At 56.4% G+C, this 7,912-nt stretch carries 7 protein-coding genes and 1 pseudogene; 5 read left to right on the top strand and 3 right to left on the bottom strand.

The features are described 5' to 3' along the window. Positions 1–121, bottom strand: a pseudogene (locus ACRCWW_RS11655) (succinate dehydrogenase cytochrome b556 subunit); the annotation flags it as partial. A 326-nt stretch (positions 122–447) separates the two neighbouring features. On the opposite strand from ACRCWW_RS11655, the gene ACRCWW_RS11650 reads away from it, so the two are divergent. Next, positions 448–528, top strand: a complete 81-nt coding sequence (locus tag ACRCWW_RS11650; RefSeq protein ID WP_420472519.1) for a hypothetical protein — start codon at positions 448–450, stop codon at positions 526–528. A 230-nt stretch (positions 529–758) separates the two neighbouring features. Next, positions 759–2,045 carry a citrate synthase gene (locus ACRCWW_RS11645; RefSeq protein WP_438682559.1) on the top strand — a complete coding sequence of 429 codons (1,287 nt, stop codon included), beginning with the start codon at positions 759–761 and terminating at the stop codon, positions 2,043–2,045. A 179-nt stretch (positions 2,046–2,224) separates the two neighbouring features. On the opposite strand, the gene ACRCWW_RS11640 is transcribed toward ACRCWW_RS11645, so the two are convergent. Both ACRCWW_RS11640 and ACRCWW_RS11635 read right to left on the bottom strand, forming a co-directional pair. Then, positions 2,225–3,166: a YhfZ family protein gene (locus tag ACRCWW_RS11640; RefSeq protein WP_438682558.1), complete on the bottom strand. Its 942-nt coding sequence runs from the start codon at positions 3,164–3,166 to the stop codon at positions 2,225–2,227. After that, entirely contained in the window at positions 3,163–4,032 is an 870-nt protein-coding gene (locus tag ACRCWW_RS11635) for a class I fructose-bisphosphate aldolase (protein ID WP_438682557.1), read from the bottom strand. Before ACRCWW_RS11635 ends, ACRCWW_RS11640 begins: the two co-directional genes overlap by 4 nt. Positions 4,033–4,199: 167 nt before the next feature. Here ACRCWW_RS11635 and ACRCWW_RS11630 point away from each other — a divergent pair, with 167 nt between their 5' ends. From ACRCWW_RS11630 to ACRCWW_RS11620, 3 genes are read left to right on the top strand one after another with little or no spacing between them, the layout of a single operon-like run. Beyond that, a complete protein-coding gene (locus tag ACRCWW_RS11630) occupies positions 4,200–5,600 on the top strand; it encodes an FAD-binding oxidoreductase (protein ID WP_438682556.1) in 1,401 nt (466 codons plus the stop codon). Between the two features lie 18 nt (positions 5,601–5,618). Beyond that, complete coding sequence (locus ACRCWW_RS11625; RefSeq protein ID WP_438682555.1) at positions 5,619–6,962, top strand: FGGY-family carbohydrate kinase; 1,344 nt, start codon at positions 5,619–5,621, stop codon at positions 6,960–6,962. Continuing rightward, positions 6,959–7,909 (top strand): 1-phosphofructokinase family hexose kinase, encoded by a 951-nt coding sequence (locus ACRCWW_RS11620; RefSeq protein WP_438682554.1) that lies wholly within the window; start codon positions 6,959–6,961, stop codon positions 7,907–7,909. Before ACRCWW_RS11625 ends, ACRCWW_RS11620 begins: the two co-directional genes overlap by 4 nt. The last annotated feature ends 3 nt before the right edge of the window (positions 7,910–7,912 follow it).

Below are 7,912 nucleotides of genomic sequence, written 5' to 3'. Positions count from 1 at the left end.
TCACGCCTGAAACGCGGTGGAGGATGGACGCTATCGCCGTTACGGGGAATCGGATCGTTTTGAGATCCAGATTGACAGGTCTTTGTTTTTTCACATTTTTTATCATGAATAACGCCCACATGCTGTTCTTATTGTTTCCTTCCTCCGGTCTGCGTGCGGGTCAGACAGCGTCCTTTTCTATAACTGCGCGTCATGTAAAAACTCCATCTCAAGAGCTAAAACGACACATTACAACGCTGGGTGGCTCGGGATTGCAGGGGGTTTCCGGAGACCTGGCGGCAGTATAGGCCGTTCACAAAATCATTACAATTAACCTACATATAGTTTGTCGGGTTTTATGCGGAACAGTGATCGATGTCACGATAACAACATTATTTTAATTTTTACTCACCTGATTTGACAAATATTAAACATTATTGTTACAACCATCACCTAAAAAGGCATATAATGCGTAAAAGTTATGGGGTCATGCTTTCACCTGAGAATAAGTTATGTAACAGTGAGAAAGTATTGACCGATGTAATCTGACAGTGAATAGTGATAGACAGGTTTGAATAAACGGACTGCTAAGACCCTGATTTGCTGTAGTTTCATGGTGTAATGAACGTATGCCCCCAGGCGCCCTTTGCTCTGTACCCTGGTTTCCCTCTGACGCGGAGCTGTGAGCCAAATAACAAACTGGTAACGTCTAACTGCACCCTGGAAGCGAATCCGGCATCCGGCAGTCTTATGCAAATAAGGCGCTAAGGAGACCGTAAATGGCTGATACTAAGGCAAAGCTCACTCTCAATGGTGATGCTGCTATCGAACTGGATGTGCTAAAAGGCACGCTCGGTGAGGATGTTATTGATATTCGTAGCCTCGGCTCGAAAGGCATGTTTACCTTCGACCCAGGTTTTACTTCTACCGCATCCTGCGAATCCAAAATCACTTTTATCGACGGTGACGAAGGCATCCTGCTGCACCGCGGTTTTCCTATCGATCAGTTAGCGACCCAATCTAACTACCTCGAAGTGTGCTACATCCTGCTGAACGGTGAAAAACCGACTCAGGCGCAGTACGAAGAATTCAAAACCATCGTGACTCGTCACACGATGATCCACGAGCAAATCACCCGCCTGTTCCACGGCTTCCGTCGTGACTCACACCCTATGGCGGTGATGTGTGGCGTGACCGGCGCACTGGCGGCGTTTTACCACGATGCCATGGACGTGAATAACCCACGCCACCGTGAAATCGCGGCGTTCCGTCTGCTGTCGAAAATGCCGACCATGGCCGCGATGTGCTACAAGTACTCCATCGGTCAGCCGTTCGTTTATCCGCGCAATGACCTCTCCTACGCGGGCAACTTCCTGAACATGATGTTCTCAACACCATGTGAAGAGTATGAAGTGAACCCGGTTCTGGAACGCGCGATGGACCGAATTCTTATCCTGCACGCCGACCACGAGCAGAACGCTTCGACGTCAACTGTACGTACCGCTGGCTCTTCTGGCGCTAACCCATTCGCCTGTATCGCTGCCGGTATCGCTTCCCTGTGGGGGCCAGCACACGGTGGTGCAAACGAAGCCGCACTGAAGATGCTGGAAGAAATCAGCACCGTGGAACACATTCCGGAATTCGTTCGTCGTGCGAAAGACAAGAACGATTCGTTCCGTCTGATGGGCTTCGGTCACCGTGTGTACAAAAACTACGATCCGCGCGCTACTGTGATGCGTGAAACCTGCCACGAAGTGCTGAAAGAGCTGGGCACCAAAGACGACCTGCTGCAGGTTGCGATGGAGCTGGAACACATCGCTCTGAACGACCCGTACTTCATCGAGAAGAAACTCTACCCGAATGTAGACTTCTACTCAGGCATCATTCTGAAAGCGATGGGTATTCCGTCTTCCATGTTTACCGTGATCTTCGCGATGGCGCGTACCGTGGGCTGGATTGCACACTGGAGCGAAATGCACAACGAAGGCATGAAAATTGCCCGTCCTCGTCAGCTTTATACTGGCTACGAGCGTCGTGATTTCAGTTCAGATTTGAAAAAGCACTGAGTGTAATGGGTGCGGTCTGATGCCCTCACCCCAACCCTCTCCCACGTGGAGAGGGCGCAAACACTAAAAACGGTAACCTGAGGGTTACCGTTTTGCTTTTACCTCGCCCGCCAGCGCAAAGCTTGCCGGGCCTGTGTAGGCCGGGTAAGGCATCGCCGCCACCCGGCTTTTTTTATGTCTTAAGGAAGGCGAAAGGCAAGTTTTAGCGAGTCCTGAACCTGTGCGGACTGCGCCTGCAACTGGGGCATGTTGAGCTGGTGCAGAAGCCTGGCGACGGGTGTCGCTGCCCGCACTGCCAGCACCGCACTGGAGATCTCTTTTGCCAGCGACTGAGCGGCTGGCTGAGTTAGTGGCCCGATATTGAGCCCCACCTGCTCAAGAGGAATGAGGGAATCTTCCTGATGCCAGACTCCAGTGTCGATTTCCCCCAGGAACACCGCCCGGGGAAGTAGCGTAAAGTCCACTTCGACGTATTCGTGCCGATCTTCAGGAAACTGCGCACGCGTCAGACGCTGATGATCGCTGGAGTGAAAATCAATGCCCACCCGCAAACGCGTTGAAGAAGACGGCTGCGCCTTTTCCACCACCACCAGACTGTCTGGCCTGTAGTAGCTGCCATAGCCCACGTCGAACAGTTCGTAACCCCGTTCAGCGGCGTCCTCAAGCAGCATTTGCGCGGAACCGGAAGAGAGCAGAACGATATCCACCTCCCCCGCTTCCAGCGCCGTCAGACGAGAGCGTGCGCCACGCAAATAGCCGATGGTGGTTACCGCGCCCCATTCGTCCGCCTGAAGAACAAATGCGGAGGCAACCTGTGTTGCCTCCAGAGAGCCGCGCGGTGGCAAAAGCATGTGAATCGGGGGAAGACGGGCCGCGTCCCAGAGCGTAGTGAAATCCCAGGCAACAACAAAAGTCCCCTGATGACCGCGAGAAACGAGGGTCACAGCGCCATTTTTTTTCAGCTCCAGCAGCGCTTTTTGTACCGTGCCGGAGCCTATATCCAGCACCTCCTGAAACCAGGAGGTGGTAGGTAATCGGCCAGACAGACCGAGCGAAAGCACCGTTCGGGCGATAAACGCGACCGGTGAAAGCTGTTTCGCATCGTGTGCTATCACTGTCATTCTCTTTGTTGACTCTCCTGATCGAGCAACCGCAGTGCCTGCTCGACGCTTTGATTCTCGTGGACCACCGCATTCAGTGCCCGCAGGACACGAGCAGGATGCTCTGCCCGGAAGATGCGTCGGCCAAACATCACCCCTTTCGCCCCGGCCTCGATAGCCTGTGCGGCGAGTTGCAATGTCGAGCGCGGATCTTCGCCGCCAGCACCGCCCGCAAGGAGCACCGGAGTATAGCAGGTGCTTGTTACAGCAGCAAAATCCTCCACGGAACCCGGCCACAGCGCCTTCACCAGATCCGCCCCAATGTCGGCGGCTATGCGGCAGTACATGCTCATGACTTTCGCGCTCAGCGCATCCGGGTCGATCCCTTCCAGCGCAGAACGAGGTTCGATGATCACCGCGATCCCATGGCGCTCGCAGTCGCGAACAATCCTTGCGTTTCGCACGATCTCTTCCTGCTCCAGCGCCGTATCTTTCTGCCCGAGATACATATACGTCATCACCGCATCAATACCACAGGCCGCCACATCGCTGATGTCAGCCAGCTGTGCCAGCACGCCCTCACCTCGCCCGTCTTTTCCCGGCGTATAAAGCGAGCGCGCATGGTTTTTCCAGTCGAGATGCAGCACAAAACCCGGCCTGTCGCGTCCGACAAAAGTCTTCTCCACCAACGGGATCATGCCAGGTGTTACCATTACGCCGTCTGCACTGCGTAATTGTGCGAAGACGGTTTCAATTTCATCTCGGGTTTTCAGCCCTGACGGTGGGCCAGCCATGACACCATGCGAGGCCGCCACCACGACCGCGCGCCCACTTTCCGGGCGAAGAATACGACCTAAACGAACGGCTTTTCCGGTACGGGGATCCATCTTGCTCTCCTTCACAAATTTGAGGAAAAACGAAAAATGCAATTTGCAGCTTTCTGCAAATTGATCGTATATTAGCCATCAACACGATGTCAATGAAATCTGCCAGCGCGTTTTCACCTCACAAAATCGCCCGGCAGCTCTCTTTACCCGTCACCGCAGGAGCATGTATGTCTGACCTTTCCACGCTGATTTCCGCCCTGAAACGTCTGTTACCCGAACGACAAGTGCTGAACGATCCCGACACCCTTCAGGCCTCCAGTCATGATACCTGGCCGCTCTCCACAAAACTCAGGCGGCTAGGGTGCCATGATTATCAGGCAGATGTTGTGGTGAAAGTCACTGATGAGCAGCAGATCCAGGAAGTGCTGGCGCTGGCCACTGCGCAGGATATCCCCGTCACCCCTCGCGCCCTCGCCTCTTCCGTGACCGGGCAGCCGTTGCCCACGCGCGGTGGCATAGTGCTCGATCTCACGGAGATGACCCAGCACCGCGATATCAACACCACTAACCTGACGGTGGAAGTCTCCGCCGGTTACAACGGCGGCAAGCTGGAAGATGAGCTTCAGGCGATGGGCTGGACGTTGGGCCACTCGCCACAATCGCTTTATCAGTCAAGCGTGGGCGGCTGGCTGTCCACGCTCGCCACCGGTCAGTTTTCCTCTTATTACGGCGGCATTGAGGGTCTGATTACGGCCTACACCGTGATCCTCGCCACCGGGGAACGAATTCGCCTGAAAGCGTCTCCCCGTGCGGCAATGGGCCCGGATCTTCGCCAGCTGTTTATCGGGGCAGAGGGTACGCTGGGGGTGGTGACCTCCGTGCAGCTCAAGATTTTCCCTCTTCCTCAAACCCGTCTTTACGAAACGCTGGAACTCCCCTCTGTCGAAGCGGGTCTGGAAATCATGCGGGAGCAGGCAATGAGCGGGTTGCGCCCTTTCCTGCTGCGTCTTTATGACACCGCTGAAGCCCGTCACGCCATGCAAAACCCGGCGCAGGATAAACCAGTGATGTTCCTTGGCACACAGGGCGTCAATGCCATCGCTCATGCTGAAATGGAAGCCTTCATGAGCATCGTTCGGCGCCATGGGGGCATAACGCTGGGCTCTCAGGGCGTGCTGAAATGGATGGAGCGCCGCTTTGATTTCTCGACCGTGGAAAACCTGCTGGACACTACGGGTGGCTTTGCCGAAACCATCGAAGTGGCCCACACCTGGGACGGCATTGGCGACCTCTACCATGCGCTGAACAAGGCGCTGACGCCGCTGGCGGGCGAAGTGCTTTCGCATTTTTCACACGTCTATCCGCAGGGCACATCCATGTACATGATCCTGCTTGGTCAGGAAGCGAGCGACAGGGAGGCCGTCGAAAAATTGCGCGCAATCTGGCGCGAAGCCATGCGAGTCTGCCTGGAGCACAACGCCGAACTGTCGCATCACCATGGCGGCGGGCTGGTGCGTTCCCCGTATGCTCGGGAATCTCTTGGCTCATCTCACATGTTGCTGCGTCGCCTCAAGCATGCGCTCGATCCAAATGGCATTCTGAACCCAGGGAAACTGGGACTTAACTGACAACACAAGGGGATCACCATGTGGTTTCTTGGGATAGATATCGGCACCACGCATCTGAAAATTATCGGTAGCGATGAAACCGGCACGCTGTTGCCGGTGAAAAAATGCCGGACGCCCGTCATACAGCGCAATGGGCTGACTTTTCACGATGCCCACAGCGTCTGGGAAATGCTCTCTTCTCTGATCGTGGAATACTCGCGCTACGAGGCGAAACAGTGCGGCCCGCTGGCTGCGGTCTCTCTCGGCACGTTTGGTCAGGAAGAGTCCGTGGCTGTCAACCGCCACGGTGATGTGATCTATCCCTCGCTCGCATGGTGGGAGAACTATCCGCAGGCCGCTCTGGATGCAGATACCCAACAGTGGCTGGACAGCGAAGAGCACTACGCAGTATCGGGGATGCGCTCCCGCCCCAATCAGAGCCCGGAGAGGCTTAGCTGGCTGCGAAAACATCACCCTGATATCTGGCAGCAAACGGACAAATGGGTGGATTTCGGCAGCTACGTCATGTGGAAACTCACCGGGGAGTGGCGGGCCTGCTCCTCACAAATTACCCACTCACAGTGCGTGGATTTGCAAACCCTGAGCCTGCATGAACCGACGCTTGCACGGCTTGAATTGCCGCCAGAGCTGTTCGTCGCCGCGGCAGATACGGGCGAGCGCTGCGGGGAAATCCTCTCGCAGGCGCTGCCGGGCGTGCCTCTCCAGCCAGGGGCCAGCGTCTTTATCGGCGGTCACGATCAAATCGTGGGTGCCTGGGCGGTGCAAAACCGCCAGCCCACTCATGTTTTTGACTCCATCGGCACGTCGGAATACCTGATGGTGCTGACGCCACACTACCCGGACACGCATTTTGCCTGGCAGTTGGGCGTCGACATCGAACGCACCTGGCAGGCAGGTGAGTTTGTGATGGGCTGCGCCACGCCGTCAGGGAAAATTATTCAGACCCTCGCAGAGCTGTTTTATCAGGGCGATTACGACCAGCTTTTCCGCGAACTCCTTCAGGAGGCATCCGATTCAGATGTGCTGGTCGCCATTAACGATGATGGCGCATCGGGTCTCTTCTCGCTCCAGCATCTGAATGCGGGCGTCAGGCCAGGGCAGATTGTGCGGGCAACGCTCAACCAGATTGCCGATCGCGCTTTCCGCTTACTGCAACAAATGGGGGAAATTGGCGCCGTTCGCCCACAGGATGCCGTGCTGATGGGGTCACTGTTCCTGCGTCAGGAGATGCAGGAGCACCGGCGACGCCGCTGGCAAATGCCGCTGTTCGTCAGCGAACTCACCGAACCCGTTGCCATGGGGGCGGCGATGATCGCCCGTGAAAGCTGGCTGATTGCAACCGATCAGGAGAGACGCCTGTGAACGTACTCATAGCTTCCATCAATACCGCCATTGAGCGCTTGCTGCGTGTTGAAGAGCAGCGCCCCGGCGACGTTCACCGTCTGCTGGAAGACTCAACGCTTGCAGGCGGCAAAGGCGTTAATGTGGCAAGGGTGCTGCGCCAGCTACAGCCCCAGCTCGACAATGCCCCCTCGCCTTTCCTGACAGGCTTTCTCGGCGGTGCCACCGGGCGCTTGTGCCGGGAGTTACTGGACCAGGAAAAGCTGGAGGGCCGCTGGTGTGAAATAGCCGCCAGCACCCGCATCTGCGAAGTCATTACCGAGCGAAAAGCCCCTGAAAAAGCCAGCGTGTTTAACGCCGTCGGGCCAGTTATCCAGCCCGACGAACGTGAGCAACTGCACCAGTTACTCAATGAGCTGCTGCCGCATGCCAGCGCGCTTATCTGCACGGGGTCACTGGCAAGAAACCTGCCTTACGATGAATATGCCCGCTGGATCAGTGCCGCACGAGAACACGACGTACTGACTCTGCTGGATACGCAGGGCCCGGCGCTAAATCAGGCCATTTCAGCCCGCCCGGACATCATCAAAATCAACCGTGATGAGCTTCGCCAGGCCTGTAATGGCACCGAACAGGACCTCCCCGCCGTCTGGCTCAGCCAGGGCGTGCAATGCGTGATCATCACTGATGGCCCTAATCCTGTTATCGCCCACACGCCGGACGGCACCTTCAGCGTCACACCGCCCGCAGTAAGCACCGTCAGCTCGGTCGGTTCCGGTGATGCCTACTGTGCGGGACTTATCGCCAGCCTGCTTTCCCAGCCGCATGCCGGTTGGGTGGCTCACTTAACCCTGGCAGCAGCCTGTGGAGCCGCAAACGCCACCAGCCCGACAGCCGGGCTACCCGCCGATGCCAGCCTTGCTGCTTTACAGCAGCGCTGCACGGTTTCTCGTTTAACTGACCGCTAACGG

The organism is Scandinavium sp. (assembly GCF_051650185.1).
In the GTDB taxonomy this organism is placed as follows: domain Bacteria; phylum Pseudomonadota; class Gammaproteobacteria; order Enterobacterales; family Enterobacteriaceae; genus Scandinavium.
The sequence above is the reverse complement of the archived record's forward strand: the minus strand, read 5'-3'. Positions and strand labels throughout refer to the sequence as shown.